Here is a 15462-nt window from a genome sequence, read left to right as displayed (position 1 = left end):
GCATTGGCTTTGAAAGGACGTACGTTGCGTATCCGCCGTTCTCACCGCATCGCGCTCGCCGTCGCGGTTCTGACCCCGCTGGTCGGTCTCGTACCGGTCGCGTCCGCGAGCGCGGAGGGCTCGGACGTGCCCTCGGTGACGGTCAGCCACAGCCAGGCCATCGACATGTACGGGCCCGCGGGGGACATCGACCTGACGGTGGCCGCGCCGCCGAGCACGGACGCGTTTCTACGGCTCGACCTGTACGCGGGCGCGTCCAACATACGGGTGACCGACGACGCGGGGAACGTACTGCCGGTCGTCGACCGTTCGCCGTCCCCGGACACCGTCGAGATCGGTGCGGCGGACAGCGACGGCAACGGAGTCAAGGGCGCGCCGATGACGGCCGGGACGACGCATCTGCACATCAGCGCCGCGTACCCGGTGTACGGACAGATCATGGTGCAGGCGCAGTTGGTGGACGGTGCGACCGGCAAGGACATCGCGGACTCCTCCACCAACCACTCGACGAGCGACCTGATCGTGTACCAGCCGTATTTCACGCCCAGTTGGGACCTGGTGGACGGGGTCCGGTACAGCGGCGGCCCGCAGGTCGTCACCGGCGGACCGCACGCGATCCCGGAGCGGCTCGACACCCAGATGCGGTGGTCGGCTCCTGCGCCGACGAAGGCCACCAGCACCCGGATGCTGTTCAGTGCGGCGCAGATCGCCGCGGCCGGATACACCGCTGAGCAGCTGGTGAAGGCGGTCACGCTGCGGTTCAGCGCGGACGGTCAGAGCTACGCCGTCATGCCCTGGACGCGCGGCGCCGACGGTTCGCTCAGCATCGACTTCCCGGCAATCGACTGGAGCGCGTCCGCCCACCAGTCGCAGTATGTGAGCTTCAAAGCCGTGTGGGGGCTGCCCGCCGGCGACCTCGCAGGCCGTATCGAGGTCCGCGACCCGCAGGGACGGCAGTACGTAGGCGCGCCGGAGACGCTGCACTTCACGGCGGACGTCCGTCCCGCCGGGATGGTCCCGGTCCTCTACGGGCGGGACGCCAAGGGCGATCTGTGGCTCATCCCCGGCATCCGCTCCACCCACGACTCCGCCTCCTACAGCTCCCGCCACCTGGTCGGCGGCGGCTGGGGCGGCTATACGGCGCTGACCTCGCTGGCCCCGCAGACGTGGGACGCCGCCGGGGACGTCGTCGCCCGCGACAAGTCCGGTGTCCTGTGGCTGTATTCGGGCACCCTCAACCCGTCGGGCGGCTACTTCGGCTCCCGCACCCGCGTCGGTACCGGGTGGAACATCTACACCACGCTGGCCGGAACCGGCGACGTCACCGGCGACGGCAACGCCGACCTCCTCGCCCGCGACGCCACAGGGGAGTTGTGGCTCTACCGGGGTACGGGCGACAGCGCCCGCCCCTTCCAGCCGCGTACCGCCGTCGGCCCCGGCTGGAACACGTACAACGCCCTCACCCACGCGGGCGACGTCACCGGCGACGGCCGCGCCGACCTGATCGCCCGTGACACCACAGGGGAGTTGTGGCTCTACGCCGGTACGGGCAACCCCGCCGCCCCGTACGCGCGCCGCGTCCCGGTCGGCCCCGGCTGGAACGCCTACACCCACCTCCTCGGCGTCGGTGACCTCCACGGCGACGGCCACGACGACCTCATCGCGACCGACCCCACCGGCCTCTGGTACTACGAAGGCACCGGCAACCCCGCCGCCCCGTTCAAGCCCCGCCTCAAGATCAGCGACGGCTGGCAGGCGTACAACACCCTCCTCTGACCACCACAACCATCACTTCTCACATGCGCTTCGGAGCGCTGGTCCGCCAATTCCTTTTTTCGGAGCGCAAAATAGAAGGTTGAAGGCAATAAAACCGCAGCTCAGGGCCCCACGCCGAAAAATGACCGCTGTCGGCCAACTGAATACCTACGCATTGCGATGCGTAGATCACGCCTGTCCGTTTAGCTCGAATTTCAAGGTCAGCGAAAACAAGAAACCCCAGGTCAGAGGCTTGACCTGGGGTTCACCGTGGAGCCGTCTTCGGGATTCGAACCCGAGACCTACGCATTACGAGACCGTGAGCGATCGTGTTGCGCGGTGCCCGGTCGTGCTGTCTGGTGATTTCCTGCCTGATCAGAGCACGTGCAACAGGTTGACCCGTGCCGCCCTGTGATGCACCGTCCAAAGCCGTCTGTCCACCGGCTGTCCACCGACGGAGCCGCAATGTTTGCGCCGGCAGAATGATCACGAAGAGGCCCAACGCCTCCGAAGGGGACCCCACAAATGACCCCGGCTGGCCTTGTCTGGTGTCCACAATCTGCTGACCTCAACAAATGACAGGTTAACCTGCTGGCCGGGTCAAGCGGTGGAGCGTGGCGTGGTCGTCGGCCGTCTGGACCGTGGCCAAAAGGACGGAGCCGTCCGGGCAGGCGAGGGCCGCCGGGTTGCTTCCCGGAACCGGCGGGTGGGCTGTTTCGCCGGTGACGGCGTTGAGAATGAGCGTGGGCCCGGCCCCGATCGACACGAACAGGAGCGCGGCATCGTTCAAGCAGGCTGCGGCGATGGCCCCCACGTCCGAACCCATCGGCAACGGAGGCCCAAGCAGCTCACCACTCACGGCATCGTACCGAGACAGGTTGCCGTTCATGTCGAGCGATGCCAGGACGGCCCGGCCGTCTGGACGCGTGATCGCCGTCATCCTCATGTTGTATTCGCCGTATCCGTCAATCGGCGATCCGAACGGCTCGCCCGTCGCCGCGACCCACCGGTACACGACTCCGGCCTCGTCCTCCGCCGCGATGAGGACCGTGCCGTCCTTGAGTGTCAGTGACGTGATGGTCTTCAGCGGATAGTCAGGACCCGTCAGCGGAGGCTCCAGAGCTACACCGGTGGTCGCGTCCCAATAATGGATGAACGGCTCGCACTGCGCCGCGACAGCAACGAATGCCCGCCCGCCGGGCAGCGCACCCGTGGTGACATCCCACGCCGTGTCGTCGAACCCACCCATCGCCCCCACCGGGACGGGCCTCCCGGTCTCGGCGTCGACACACACCACCCCGATGTCTGTGGCCACCACGACCACAGCACCATGCCCGGCCGGAGTGGCCACGGACATGGTCGACACCAGATCCTCGCCCGCGAACTTCCAACACTCTTCGCCGGTACGCGGATCCCAACGCCATGCGTCATAGCCGGTGCCGTTCGAGAGCAGCAGAGGGGTATCCATAGACCGCTCGCCTCCGCCCCACGCCAGTACAGGAACGACACCATCCGGGGAATACTCCGCGAACGATACCTCCAAGACAACATCCAGCGCATTACGCATATTTCTCCTGAATGTCCACACATTGCGCAACACTAACGGGCACCAAGAGCGAGATTACCGCACCGGCCATCACTCCGTATCTACGGATATTCTTCCGGGACTATTCCGGAATCTCCTCCACAGGGACACCGCCCCTCAAGGATTTCACCTCGGCTGGATCAATGACCCGACCCCTGACAGATCCCCACGTGCCTTTCAGGGATTTTGCAGCCGCCGACGGCGCAAGGCCACCGACGACCCTACGCGGGCCACCACACAGACCCTAGACGCTCAGCACTCAACGACTCCAGAAGTGATCTTCTTGAAAAAAACATCCCACGCCTGCCAACTGGAGTATCCTGACGGTCCAGCCCAGTGCCGCAGCGGAGGGTCTATGAAAATCCAACTGATCAACATCAAAACGCCAGACGGAAAACTCACCATCGAGACCCCTCGCGCTTTCTTCGGATTGACCGCTGCCGATGAACTGACCGTGACCCCCAATGCCGACCATGAGGAATATATCCACTTCGCCGACCTGTCTCCACGCCCGAAATTCTACATCCAGCAGCGGACAGGAAACATTGTCGCCGGAATCGATCTCGATCACCTTGTGTTTGCGAATACATCAATTACACTATTCAACAGCTCAGTACTCGAAGCAGCCTCACAATACCCTTATTACTCTCAAGAATCCGAACCCGAAGAGTGGGAGTTGGCCGCCGAAGCACTGGAACGTGCGCTTTACCGTATCGATCCCCTCGCAGTCGAGCCCGGTACGTACTGGTACGAATTTCGGTGGTCTGTAGCTATCGGCGACTACATGGAATAATGGGGGCGCGCAATACTCGCTTCCGATTTAGATTATAGCCTTCTCGCGGGCGGATCCTCATTTCGGCTGACGAGGCACCTGCTAAGACCTGCCGCTGGAATTCACTTCCAGTAGCCTTACATTGTCATTTCTTTACGCTCGCGAAGAGTTGTCGTATGGCTGCGGTTAGCTCCGCAGTCGCCTTCGCCTGAACCGCCTTGTCGCTATTCCAGTCGTACGACCAACTGACTGCCTTTATTCCCGCCTGCTGAAGTTGTAGTTCGCAATTGTGCGTGCCATTGCACGGCTGGCGCTCGGAGTAGACTGCTACAATTTTCCCTCGGGTCTTCGGACTGTTCAGGAGCGCCTCTTCCGCATGCCTGTCTCTATTTGACCTGGCCACCCATACCGTGCCGTCCGAGAGAAGGGCGGCCGCATAGTTCCCACCATTGTCAGCCTTCATCAGGCGGGCCAAGCGCACAGCTTGGCTGAGGTGCGTCGATCCGTAAGAGACTTTTCCTGAGAACTGCATTGTTTCAGCGATGCGGGCCGAAATCTTTGCGACGTCCTGACTTTTCGTCAGGGCTTCAGAGATCTTCTTCAGCTTGCCCAGAGGAAGGAAGGATGCGGCCAGGAGGGTGCAGGATACCCCGTTGCCGCCTGAGCATGCTTCTCCGTCATCGTATCCCGAGAGGGCGAGGATCGCATTCTTGTACGCTTCCCCGGTTTCCTTGACCCCGCACTTGACATCCCAGAATCCGCAGTCATCGTGCCAGAGTTGATTCCAGCCACACTTGACGTCCCAGAATCCGCAATTTCCGCTGTTGTCGTCCGGGAGCGTTACTTGCTGAGGATCGTCGTCGGCACTGCCGGAGTTACCCGAGCCCGAGTTGGCGGAATGAGGGTGCTGAGTCGGATTGCCGTTCTCGTCCTTGGGGCAGGGAGTGTCTTCACCGTAGCCGCCGCAAGCGAGTCCGCCCATGCCGGAAGGGTCTGACAACGTGACGGGGTTGCTCGCGGCATAACTGTAGCCATTGAGAGACTGGTCATTGTCTGTTTCGAGCAATGGGTCGACGCTGAGAAATTGTCCGGTGACGGGGTCGTATTCGCGGGCACCCACGTGGGTGAGGCCGGTGGAGTCATCGGTGGTTTTACCGAGGAAGCCCTTGTCGTCGGGCCAGGTGGTGGCGGGGGTGCCGCGGGGAGCGCCGTAGGGGGTGCTGTAGCGCTTGGTGATGGCTTGTGTGGACGAGTCCAGTGCGAGGCTGGAGGTTCCGTGGGCGTCGCCGAAGAGGAAGCTCAGTTTTGCTGTTCCGCCTTCGTTGGTGCGGGTGGCGATGTCCGTGGTACCCGAGCTGTAGGCGCGGGTGGCCCATGTTTTCGTGGTGGTGCCAGTGACTTGGTAGTGGAGTTCGGTGTCGCCGATGTAGAGGACGGTCTCGCCGTCGACGACGGCGCGGCGGATGAGGAGGTTGCCGTCCGGGTCGTACAGGTAGGTGGTGTTCTTCGATCCTTCGGTGAGTGAGGCGAGTTTGCCTTCGCTGTTCCACGTCAGGGTCTGACCGGCGGTCTTGTGGGGCCGGGCGGTGGTGTTACCGGTGGCGTCGTAGCCGTAGGCGGCCGGTACGCCGGTGCAACTCGACGCGGAGGTGCTGGTGGCGCTGAGGGCGTGGGGGTGGCCGGTGGTGGTGTAGCAGGAACGGGTGGTGGTGTCGCCGCCGGTGGAGTGCTGCGTCTCGGTGATGCGCTGGCCGGCCGAGCCGTAGGTGTAGCTGCTCCAGTAGGGGGCGGCGCCGCCGAGGTTGGCGGTGGTGCGCTGGCTGGTGGTGCAGTCGGCGCCTGCGGGGGTCCAGGCTTCCGTCATGCGCTGGTAGCCGTCGTAGGTGTAACACTGGGTGTCCGCGTTGCCGGTCCCGCCCATCGTTGCGGGGTCGTCGATCGTGGTGACGTCGCCGGCGTCGTCGTAGCTGTAGTGCAGGTCCTGGGGCGCCCACGGGTGGGTCTGGTCGGTCACGATGGAGCGGGTGAGCCGGCCTGTGCCCGCCTCCCAGTCGTTGCTGAGGAATGCCTTTTTCACTCCGGTGTCGGAGGTGCCCAGGGTGAGCTGCTGGGGCTGACCGAGGGGGGAGTAGCTGGTGTCGAGTACGTAGCCGGTGGTGCCGGCGACGGTGGTGACCTGGCCTGTGGTGGTGTAGTCGTAGTCGACCGACTCTGCAGGCAGGCCGCCGACGGCTGGCTCGTAACTGTTCTGCAGGGTGCCGTCAACGTTGTAGTTGCTCTGGAAGGTATAGCTGGACTGTGCGACTCCGGCGCTGACCAGGGGATCGGATGCCGGTAGGTCCAGTTCCGACTTGATCGCGTTATACGAGTCGTCGTACAAGAGTGTCTTGTTGGTGTAGGCCTTGCCGCCGAGGCCTCCGTCATACCTGGTGGAGTAGTCGGGTTGGCCCTTGGCGAGGGTGTCGTATCCCCATGCGGCGAGTTTGTAGGGGTCAGTTTTCTCGGTCTGCCACAGGCCGGTGGTGCGGCCGAGTGCGTCATATTCGTAGAGCAGCTTGCTCTCGTTGGCGTCCTTGGTCCAGTCAATCTGATCGAGGGAGGTGTAACTGGTGGTGGTGGTGCCCTTGTCGGGGTCGATTTCGGAGACCCGGCGGCCGAACAAGTCGTAGCCGTAAGACCACGTGGCGTTATCAGGGCCCGTGATGGTGGCCTGCTTGCCGTCGCGGGCATAGGTGAACTTTGTGGAGTGGTAAGACGGTGTCGGGCTCTGGCCGCCGTAGTTGGCGTCGGTCGGTGTGGAGGAGGCGTAGGCGCGGCGCTCCACTGTGCGGCCGAGTGCGTCGCTGATGGTGCGGACTGCCGATCCCCCGTTGGGGGTGGTGGTGGCGGTGCTGTCGCCGGTGTAACTGACGCTGGTGGTCCACTTGTTGACGCCGAAGACCGTGAAGGTGTCGGAGCTCTGGCGGCCGGCGCCGTCGAAGGTGAGTTCGTGTTGGGTGGGGGCGCGGCCGGTTTCGGCGCGGGCATAGGTGCCGTTAGGGATAGTGAGGTTGTCGTAGATGTCGCCGTACGTTTCGTAGGCGAGACCGCGCGCGTCGTAGCGGGTGTCGGTGAGAACGCGTCCGCCGACGGGAGTTGGGGACTGCGTCTGCAACGGCCGAAGAAGCGCGTCGTAGATGGTGTAACTGGTGTTGTAGCCGCCGTCACGGCGCAGCGAGCCGGTGGCGACGTACGGGGCGTCACCACGCTTGAGGCGATAGGCGAAAGTGGTGTTGGCGCTCTGGCCGGCGTCCTTGGACCGGTTGGGCAGCCACACACCGGTCATACGGCCAAGTCCGTCGTAGGTCAGTTGGGTCTTCTTGTTGTTGGCGTCGTATGTGCGAAGCGGCACCCCACGCACGCCGTCCAGGAAAGTGGCAGTCGTCTGGGATTTGGGTTTGGTGACGATGGTCTTGGTAAGCGGACCAGTGGCGACCGGGGTGTAGTCAGTCCGCGTCATATGTCCGGCGTCGTCCGTCATCGTTTGCGGGCGGCCGAGCGCGTCGTAGGTGGTGGTGGCGATCTTCTGCCAGTTGCTGGGGGAACGCTCGCCGTCTGTTCCAGCGTTCGCGGGATAGGCCGAAGCGCGGCCGGTCCAGTTGACATCGCCCTTGGTGGGAGTCTGGTTGGCAGTCCACGCGGTCATGGCGGAGTTGTCGTAGACGGTAGCGGTGTCAGTGAGAACGTCGCCTGCGGTGGTGCTGGAGGCGGGCAGGCTGAGGTTCACCTCGGTGACGGAGCAGGGCTGGCCGACCGTGCGGGTGCGTGAGACCAGGCTGTCGATGCCGAGAGGATCGTTGCGGGCGTACCACATGCGGATGCAGGTCTCGTCACCGCCTACAGCGGTGTCACCGGCGTTGTCGACCTTGACGGGCATGCCGTAGGCGTCATAACTGGTCGACGTAGCGGTGGTGCGCCAGGTGCCCGGGATCGTGAGGTAGGTCGAGGTCGCGGTCTTGGCGGCGCGCACGAAGTACGACTCGATGTCCGCATACGATTTGTGCTGGGTCGCGGTCTTCTTCGACCACGGGTCGTTGACCGTCACCGCGATCGGTGTCGCGCCGTCGTAGGTGATCTGCTCACGGCTGAAGCCGGCGTACTGATCGCTGTCCGTGATGTCAGCGACGTTCAAGCCGGTGACGTCGATGCCGGCGGTGGTGGCGGAGCGGGTGGTGCCGTCCTTCTTCTTGTCGCCGTTCATGCCCTGCATGTAGCGGGTGACGGTCTTGGAGCGGGGATTCGCGGTGTCGCCGGTCCAGGTGGTCACTGTGCCGTAGCCGCGCCATTGCGACCAGGTCCGTTCGTCTGTGGGCGTGAACGGTGAATCGTCGTGGTGCCAGGCCGGGGCGGAGTAGTCGTAGGCGTACTCCACCAGCGGGTTGTTGGCCGCCGGGTCGGCGGTGGTCACCGCCGTGACGCGGTATTTGTGGAACCAGTCCAGCGACGCGTCCTCAGCGCCGTTGATGTGCCAGTACACCGGATAGCAGGCGGTCGACGCGCCGGTGTTGTTGTCCTCTGCCGCGGGCATCCTGGAGCCGCGCACGCACTCGTCCTCCGGTGACAGCGTCACCGTGGTGATCGCGCCGGACTCGGAGGTGACGCTGGCGATACGCGGCTTGGTGAGCGGCAGGATGTTGCCGCCACCGGGCTGGGTACCACCGGCGACCCGGTTGGCGCGCATCTGGTAGGTGAAGGACACCGGATCCAGGGTGATATCGCCCCCGCTGCCGCCGCTGGCACCGGTGTGCCCGCGGCGTACGATCGAAGACAGGGCCAGGGACTGGTCCGAGGAATCCCCGATGTCCCCGCCGTCCAGATAGTCCTGGGTCAGCGTCCACGTGTCCACGGGGACCTCCCCTGTACCCGGGTTGACCGAAGTGTCGACCTGGGTGAGGCGCTTGCGGGTGAAGAACGACGGACCGGACGCGTGGCAGTCGGTGGTGGACTGTCCCGAGGTGCACAGCGCGTCGTAGGGGACGTCGGGCCAGTCCTGCGCGGTGGAGTCGGTCAGCGAGGAGCAGTCGTCGGCGGTGCAGCGTTCCTTATAAGTGAAGGCGACCTTGTCGGGGGCCGTGGCGAAGAGGCTTCCCGTGCGCTGCCCGTAGAGAACTTTGGTGAGGTAACCGCCGCGGGTGTAGGCGGCATTCGCGGTGGTGGCGCCGTTCTTCGGGTAGTAGTTGGTTTCCTTGGTGTACCAGTAGGACATCGCGTTGCTGTGGGTGTCCACGACGTAGTCCAGGTTCCAGCGCCACGCCCGCATCGTGGAGCGGTCGGCGAACGTGCTGCCGTTGTCATAGCCAGGCTCACCCGCATCGTCGCCGAAGACCGGCGCGGTCCAAACCGAGTTGGTGACCGGGTCGTCCGCGTCCGCCCCGTGGTCGGACCATCCGGGCAGCTTGTTCTGCCCGAAGTAGTACTGGGTGCCGTCCCCGGTGGTGATCCGCCAGTACTCGCCGGTCGAGTCGCCGTTGCCGAGGCCGGTGTCGTTCAGGTGCTCGACCTTGGAGGCGTCGTCGTCCTTCAGCCGCCACTGACCGCTGGTGTCGTCCTTGACCAGCTCGGTGGCGCTGCCGTTCAGTACCAGGGAGGCGTTGTCGTACTTCCAGCACAGGTCGTTCTTGCCGTCCTGGCCGTCGTCGTCGCAGGAGTCGTACCGCCGCTCGACGTAGGACTGGGCGGACAGCGAAAAGCCCTCACCGACCTGCGAACCCTGGTTGTTGGTGTTCGCCGTCTGCCCGTCGATGCTGCCCGAGTCGTACGACAGTGTCAGCGGCGGGGACATCCCGGCCGCCGGTGCGGGCGCCGCCATCGGGTACGACCAGGTGAACGAACCGGACGACGCTCCGGCCGCCCACGTGGCTGATGAGCTGAGCCCGGTGGCCTTGTAGGTGCCCTGCCCCGAGGCGGATTCACCGGAACCGGACGTCACTCCCAACAGCGTGACCCCGCCCTTGTCCGCGGCGGACGCGGCCGACGTGAGGTCCACGATGGCGCTCAACTGCTGGGCAGCGACGTCGTTCGACGTGGCCAGCGGCGTCTGGGTGCGGCACACGGCTTTCTCGGGCGTGGTCAGTGCGCACGCGGGCAGCCGCACCAGAGTCAGCCGGCCGGCCCAGCCCCCGCCGTAGGCGGAGGCGAACTTGGCATAGTCGACGCTGATCCTCACGCTGCCGCTGTGCTGGGGGGTCAGGCTCAGCAGCACACCCTGCACGTGCGCGGCGTTGGTCTCCGCACGCCCGGCAACGGTGATCTTCGCGGTACCTGCGTCACCGTGTACGCCCGGCGCGGCCACGGTGACCGGCAGCCCGCCGGGTGAGGTCACAGCCGCTTTCGGCGCCAGGGCGACGCTACTGGTGGCGGCCGTCGGCCAGGTGGCGTGCTGCTCGGCACGAGCCTGCGTGGCCTGCGCCGCATTGACCGCCTTCTGATGGACGACCTTCGCGCGCGCCTCCTTCGCGCCCGGACCGGGCACGTAGACCTTGCTCACCTGCGGCTTCGGTACATCCGGCCGACCCAGAGCGTGGGGCCCCTGCGCCTGGGCGGAAGTCGCCGAGGCCAGCGGTACCGTCAACGCCAGTGCCACACCGATCACTGTGTTGCGGCGCCAGGCAGCCATCCGGCGCCGCCGGACCGCGCGGATACGGCCTGCGTCGCGACGGGCGGGTATCCGCCGGAAGGCGGACTCGGGACTCACGATGACAAACCCCCAGGCAAGCGTCGGGTAGAGCGCCCCGGCCACCCGTCCTCGGAAAAGGAGGTGGGCCGACAGGCGGTCGGGCACTTAAAGACGGGCTGAAGCGGTACAGCTGGTGGTGCGGTTCCGGCAGGTGTCCAGGAAGGCATTCGGTCTTCCTGGACACCTCGGGACCTGCTAGTCGCCGATGATTTCCTGCATTTCGTCTGTTCCGGTCATGGCGCCGGCCCAGATGCGGATCTCGCCGATCGTCCCGGGCAGCCATTGGCCCGGGAGGGTGTTGAGATACCCCTTGCCGACGGAGAGGGAGCCTGTTCCGACCGGTGCGGTATACGGCGTGGCGATATTGCTTTGCGCAAGACCGACGTAAAGGCTGGCGGTGCCGGCATCACCGTCCTGGGCGTTGTAAATGCCGGTCAGCCGGACCTTGGCGCCGATCGCGGCAGTGTCGTCGGACTGCACGCCGGTGATGGTGCCGTCGCTGTTCAGCCGACCGAAATACCACAAGCCCACCGGGATGGTGATCTCGTTGAAATCATCATCGAGGGTGGTTTCGGTGCCGGTCTTCTTGAACCACAGCCCCCAGGAGGAACCCGCGGAGGTCTCATGCCCCAAGACCTGCGCGACGTAGCCGTCGGGCTTCGCCAGCAGAGCATCCTTGTCGACACTCACAAGGGTCGTGGCTGTGAATGAGCCGGCGTCGTCCACCGGGCTGCTGGGGGTCGTGGCAGCGCCATCGGTCCCGTTGAGTACCAGGTCTTGCCCGTCAAGCGTTGCACCGCCCTGCAGGGTGAGGTTGTGACCGTAGTTATCCTTGGTGTCGATGAACGTGGTGCCGGTCTGGTCGTTCATGTCCCAGTCGGAGACCATTTCCGTAGCCCCCCAACCACCCGAGTCCAAGGCGCGGGCCTCGTCGGCAACGGTGTCGGACGGCAACGCCATCTGCCACACCTTCACCTCATCGATGCTGCCGCTGACGTAGTCGGTGTAGGTGTCCGACCACTGGGTGCGGCCGAACTGCAGCGGTCCGGTGGCCGACCACGCGGTGGTGTAGGAAGCCTTGCCCTGCCAGACGCCGTTGACGAAGAAGTGGATCTGCTTCGCTGAAGCGTCGTAAACGGCAGCCAGTTGGGTCCATACGCCGACTGTGACCGGATTCACGGAGGACACCTTGGTGTAGTTCCATGTGCCGTTCGCCGGTGCGTCGGTGTCCACCACCCGGAAGGACCACTTCTTGGATGTTGCCTCGTAGCTCAGGTAGAACGGGCTGCGGTGCGTGCCGTTCTCGCTGAGGAAGGTCTCGTTCTTCGAGCCGTCGCCGACGATCCGCACCCACGCCGAGAGTGTGTAGGACGAGCTGGTCTCCACCACCGGGCCCGCGGTGGCCGCGTAGCCGGAGTTCGCACTGTCCAGCGACAGCCCCAGGTCGAGCACCGGAGCCGGTACTCCGGAGGCGTCCACCAGCAGATTCCCGGCATCGTCGTGGTAGACCAGCCCACGTCGGCCCCGCCCGTCCCGCGCCGCACCCAAGGAGGAGAGAGAAGCGTCATGCGCGCTGGAGGAGCCGGACGTGTCCTTGGCAGCACCCGCGTTCTCGCCGAAGTGCCACTGGCCCACCAGACTGTCCTTCGTGGTGTCCTTCACCAGGAAGCGGTACACCTTGGTCGCGCCCCAGCCGTTCAGGGTGTCTTCGGCCTCCGCATAGAGCGTGATGGTTCCGGAGCGGGCGGGGGTGACGTCCGCGTACCACTTGCCGCTGGTGTGTCGGGCGGTCACCGCCGAGCCGCCCTGAGTGGTGCGGAACCGGTACGAGGTATTCGTGGTGTCGCCGTCCGCGGGCTGCAGTTCGAAACTGGCCGCCTGTCCGGGCCCGCCGGCCGCAACACAGTTGTTCGTGGTGCACTCCGTATATGGAGCACCGCCCGCAATCTTCGGCTCCTTCGGAGCCGTTGAATCAACGCGGAAGTAGCACCAGCCAGGTGAGTTGGCGGACGTCGGCCCGGAAAGATACGTCGTGTCGTTGTCGTAATACGAATACGTCCAGGCCCGGTACCGGTAGGTGGCATTGTCCGCCAGCGTCGCCCAGTCGATCGACGTGGCCGTACCGTCCCCGATGAAACCGCTGGTCGGCCGCACGATGCTGGACGGCTCCGGAGCGTCCACCCAGGCTCCGCTGCTGTTCTTCATGTCCAGGTCGAAGCCGACGCGCAACTGCGCGCCGGACTCCCCGCCCGAAGCGGTCTGTGCGGTGGCCACCAGGTGCGGAGTCCTGTCGCCGATGACCTGCGCGCTCGACTCACTTGTCCTGCACACATTGCCGGAACTGCTGGACACCCCGACAGAGGTGGGGATGGCCGGGACGCCGACAAAGTTGACCTTCAGCACAGCGTCGTTCTTGAACCGCTTCCACGCGGAGGTGTCCGTCTCATCGTGCGCCTTGAGCATCAGCGTCAACGTGGAAAAGTTGCCCGCCGCGAACGATTTCACCGTGGGGGTGAGATTCTCGTTGGACTCGGCCGGGTTGTCGTGAAAGTCGATCGCCGCCTCCGGCTCGGAGTTCGCACACGCCGAGCCCCGGCCAGCCGAGACCGACCGGTCGACCATGGTGTCCCACGTACTGGTGGACGGCTGATTCGACCATGTCGTGGAGGAGGAGATGTTCCCGGTACGGATCAGATCCACCGCACGCGGATCACACTGAAACGCCCACGGCTCCGTCACCCAGAACGCCGCCGACAAAACCTGCTTGCCCTTCAGCGCCGACGGCGAGAACTGGAAGAACAACCGCTGCTTGTAACCAGGGCCGCAGTAGTAGCCGTTCCACGAACCGCACATGCCGTCGCCCTTGCCGCGGTCATCGTCACCGTTGCCCCAGCCGTAGTCCTCGTAACCGTCGTTCCGGAGCAGCGTGCGCGTCGACTCCCCCCACGACGTGTTCGGGTCGATGTACAGCGGGAACGCCGACGCATCCGTCTTCGTCAGCAGATCCGCATCAGGAGTCAACGCGACGGAATCCTCGTCGACGTCCAGCCCCAACGGGGCACTGTCATCCCCCGGCGCCGGGCCGTCATTGCCCGCATCCGCGGCCACCGCATCGGCGCCGGTGACCGTCTGGAAGCCCGCGGCCCGTTGCTGCGCCGCCGCCAGGGCGGCGGACCGAGAGTTCCACATCCTGGCCGACGGCGCGGAGAAGATCTCCTTGCCGTTCCCGTCCCGGGCCACCATCCCCCCAGCCGTGGTCTCCGCCAAGTCCAACCCGGCGGTCCTGAGGGAGAAATCCACCTGCGCCAGCGCCGGATTCGCCGCCGCGGCCGGGGTGTTGACCACCAACAACTGCCGGTAACCCTCCACCGTCGCGGTCATCCGCAAGTCCACATCCGGCAACACATCGCGATAGACCGCCGTGTCACCCTCCAGCGTCGGCTTCGGCAACGCCGCCCCGGACCAGCCCAGGCTGAACGACTCCCCCGCACGGCCCATCGTGACCAACGGGGCGGTACTGCCACCATCGGAGAACGCGATCTGAACCGCGGCCGCCTTCGGACCCACCGATCCGTCCGAGCGCACCTCCAACGTTGCGTCCGGATTCACCCAGACCCCACCGGAGGCTCTGACACGCACCGGGGCCGCGGACTCCTCCAAAGTGAAGGTGTACCCATCGGGCTGGGCATAGACGGTGTCGTACTCACTGCGCTGAGACGGCAATTCCACCTGCTGACCCGAGGCCCTCGCCTGCGCCAACGCCCGCTGACCCTCATTCAACGCACCATCGTCCGCCGCAGAAGCGGCCAGAGGCATCACCGAAACCCCTCCGACCAGCAACCCACCCGCCACCGCAGCCACCACCACGCGCCGGACGACACCAGAGTTCACGGGCATACTTCCCCCACCAATGAAGACATCAGACAAGATCAGCACACGAGGCGAGCCATATCCGACCAGCGGATACATGCTCACGTCAACACTTGATCAACACAAAAACTTCACCCAAAAACCGGACTCAGAGCCTCCGCCGACCGCTGATCCGACGAAGCACCCTCTTCCGCTCCGCCTCAAGCCGATCGCCCCGCACCTCAAGCGCGCTACTCGCCTTGCGCCCTCTTCGCCGGGCGAGGCGATCTACTGCCCCCGTACGTATGGCACATCACACGGAGGCCGCGACCTCGCCTCTGACCCGACCTGCACCGCAGTGACGAACCCACCCCCGTGATCACACGGCGTTGTGGGAAATCTCCAATATGTCTCACAACATAGTCAAAGCTCAGAACCATCAGGGTCGGACAATCCCGTGGAGCCAACTCCCCCGATTCTGACGGAGCGTCACGCACGTCTGTCCACCGGTTGTCCACCGAGACCCATTGCGTATGCCCGACCCAACCGCCCCAGATAAGTAAAAGACCAGGTCAGAAGCACGAGTCATCTACACGGTCACGGAAACCAAGCCGACGACCCACGCATTGCGATGCGTAGACCGTAGGTATCCGTTTGGCCCGAATTCCAAGGTCGACGAAAGCAAGGAAAAACCCCAGGTCACGGCGAGTGAGTCCTGGGGCTTTTCGGAGCCGCCTTCGGGATTCGAACCCGAGACCTACGCATTACGAGTACGCCAGCCATCAT

At 64.9% G+C, this 15462-nt stretch carries 5 protein-coding genes; 2 read left to right on the top strand and 3 right to left on the bottom strand.

Annotated elements, in window-relative coordinates; translation table 11 throughout:
* Positions 1-24: 24 nt before the first annotated feature.
* Positions 25-1776 carry an FG-GAP repeat domain-containing protein gene (locus tag BGM09_RS38350; protein WP_223188049.1) on the top strand — a complete coding sequence of 584 codons (1752 nt, stop codon included), beginning with the start codon at positions 25-27 and terminating at the stop codon, positions 1774-1776.
* Between the two features lie 562 nt (positions 1777-2338).
* On the opposite strand, the gene BGM09_RS35275 is transcribed toward BGM09_RS38350, so the two are convergent.
* Positions 2339-3322, bottom strand: coding sequence for a hypothetical protein (locus BGM09_RS35275; RefSeq protein ID WP_188285828.1), 984 nt, complete (start codon positions 3320-3322; stop codon positions 2339-2341).
* Between the two features lie 373 nt (positions 3323-3695).
* Between BGM09_RS35275 and BGM09_RS35270 the strand changes: the two genes are divergently transcribed.
* Positions 3696-4133, top strand: a complete 438-nt coding sequence (locus tag BGM09_RS35270; protein ID WP_188285827.1) for an SUKH-4 family immunity protein — start codon at positions 3696-3698, stop codon at positions 4131-4133.
* 124 nt (positions 4134-4257) lie between these two features.
* Here BGM09_RS35270 and BGM09_RS35265 read toward each other — a convergent pair whose 3' ends face one another.
* Both BGM09_RS35265 and BGM09_RS35260 read right to left on the bottom strand, forming a co-directional pair.
* On the bottom strand, positions 4258-10932 hold the full coding sequence (locus BGM09_RS35265; protein ID WP_188285826.1) for an RHS repeat-associated core domain-containing protein: 6675 nt from the start codon (positions 10930-10932) through the stop codon (positions 4258-4260).
* Positions 10933-11022: 90 nt separating this feature from the next.
* Positions 11023-14796 carry a LamG domain-containing protein gene (locus BGM09_RS35260; RefSeq protein ID WP_223188053.1) on the bottom strand — a complete coding sequence of 1258 codons (3774 nt, stop codon included), beginning with the start codon at positions 14794-14796 and terminating at the stop codon, positions 11023-11025.
* Between the last annotated feature and the right edge of the window lie 666 nt (positions 14797-15462).

It is taken from the genome of Streptomyces sp. CBMA29 (assembly GCF_014596445.1).
GTDB lineage: Bacteria > Actinomycetota > Actinomycetes > Streptomycetales > Streptomycetaceae > Actinacidiphila.
This window is presented reverse-complemented; position numbering and strand designations above follow the sequence as displayed.